Genomic DNA, 1,368 nt, shown 5'->3' with positions numbered 1-1,368 from the left:
AATTACTAAGGTCAAGGCGCATGATTGAGTAATAAGCAAAACGGTCATTTGTTTTGTACTGCGTACTGTTTGACGAAGTCAAATAGAGCCGCTGGTTATTGCGAGTGAATACAACGCAGGTATTAGTCATTTAAACCAGTAAAAACGATCAATTACTTAGGCGGATTGGTACTCGTCATTTAAACCAGTAAAAACGATCAGTTACTTAGCTGGATTGGTATGACACCATCAATATACTTATTGCATATAATTAGTTTTCTTCGACATTAACATGGCCAGTTTGTGCGTTATAACGAATTGATAAGTTTGGTTGGGCGTTATAGGTAAACAGGCATTGGCTGACTGCGGGGTAGGTGACCTGATAGTCTGATATTTCCAGATCATCTAATAAAGATACGCTTGGTGCGGGGGCTAATACGGTTATCCAGACTGAGATACAGTCTTCAGTATTATCAAGTTTAGGGTTTGCTTCAAATGGTGGCCAATGTTGCGCAGGAAATCCCCATTCATTAAAGTCTAACTCTCCACTACTATCTGTCCCATATACTTGTAAATTATCAGCCGGGCCAGAATTTCCTGTTGAGAGCCATTTCATGTGAGCCAATTCAATCGCAGCAGCAAAGGCTCCGGCGGTTCCTTGCACCGTAGAAAGTTGGGCGTCCTCTTTTATAGTGATAAATTTAGGGATCGCGGTGGCCGCTAAAACAGCAAGAATAATAATCACAATAACCATTTCAATTAAGGTGAAACCATGTGCTTTTTTTGAGGAAGGTATAGAGCTGAACATATGGCCATCCGTACGGCTTATAAAAATTATTTTGCTAGCATATGTACCTAATATTAGCTTGGCAATATCAAGAGGGAAGAGGGAAGTTAATGTTACAAAATGTTACAAATTTATTTCTGGAAAATAAAGGAAATAAGTGCAGGGGCTCATAACCGTGCGTCAATTAAAATCAATGTTGTAATAGATTTTATTGCCATAATTTGCATTTTATTAACTATTTTTTAAATATAAATCAATAATTTACAGATATACTGCTATTACATATAAATACAGTTCACTTGGATACTTTGATGGAAAAATTAACAACTGAAAAAGATTTATAAAATAAGAGAAAGAATCAACTCATCATCATTGGCTCAGTGTTATTTTTATTGTTGATGGGCATTTTTATCGCCGCCGAGCAAAGTAATAAACCAGATATGACTCCGTATCTATACCCATGTTACCTCAAGATGCTTTGTCAGCTTGCGCCCCGTAGGGCAAGGGAAATTGCACCAATCTGCGTTGTTATAAAATCTCTATGTAGAATAACTATACTTCAATTTTATGCCTAGCACCTTGGCACAATTTGCCTTGCTGCC

At 37.5% G+C, this 1,368-nt stretch carries 1 protein-coding gene; it reads right to left on the bottom strand.

All coding sequences use genetic code 11. The features are described from left to right. Positions 1–250 precede the first annotated feature (250 nt). Positions 251–787: a type II secretion system protein gene (locus G322_RS0119335; RefSeq protein WP_022943295.1), complete on the bottom strand. Its 537-nt coding sequence runs from the start codon at positions 785–787 to the stop codon at positions 251–253. Positions 788–1,368: the final 581 nt, after the last annotated feature.

The sequence above is a fragment of the Psychromonas hadalis ATCC BAA-638 genome (genome assembly GCF_000420245.1).
In the GTDB taxonomy this organism is placed as follows: Bacteria; Pseudomonadota; Gammaproteobacteria; order Enterobacterales; family Psychromonadaceae; genus Psychromonas; species Psychromonas hadalis.
The sequence above is the reverse complement of the archived record's forward strand: the minus strand, read 5'-3'. Positions and strand labels throughout refer to the sequence as shown.

Coding starts and splice junctions, on each gene's coding strand:
- G322_RS0119335 (WP_022943295.1), bottom strand. CDS start 787: ATGTTCAGCTCTATACCTTCCTCAAAAAAAGCACATGGTTTCACCTTA.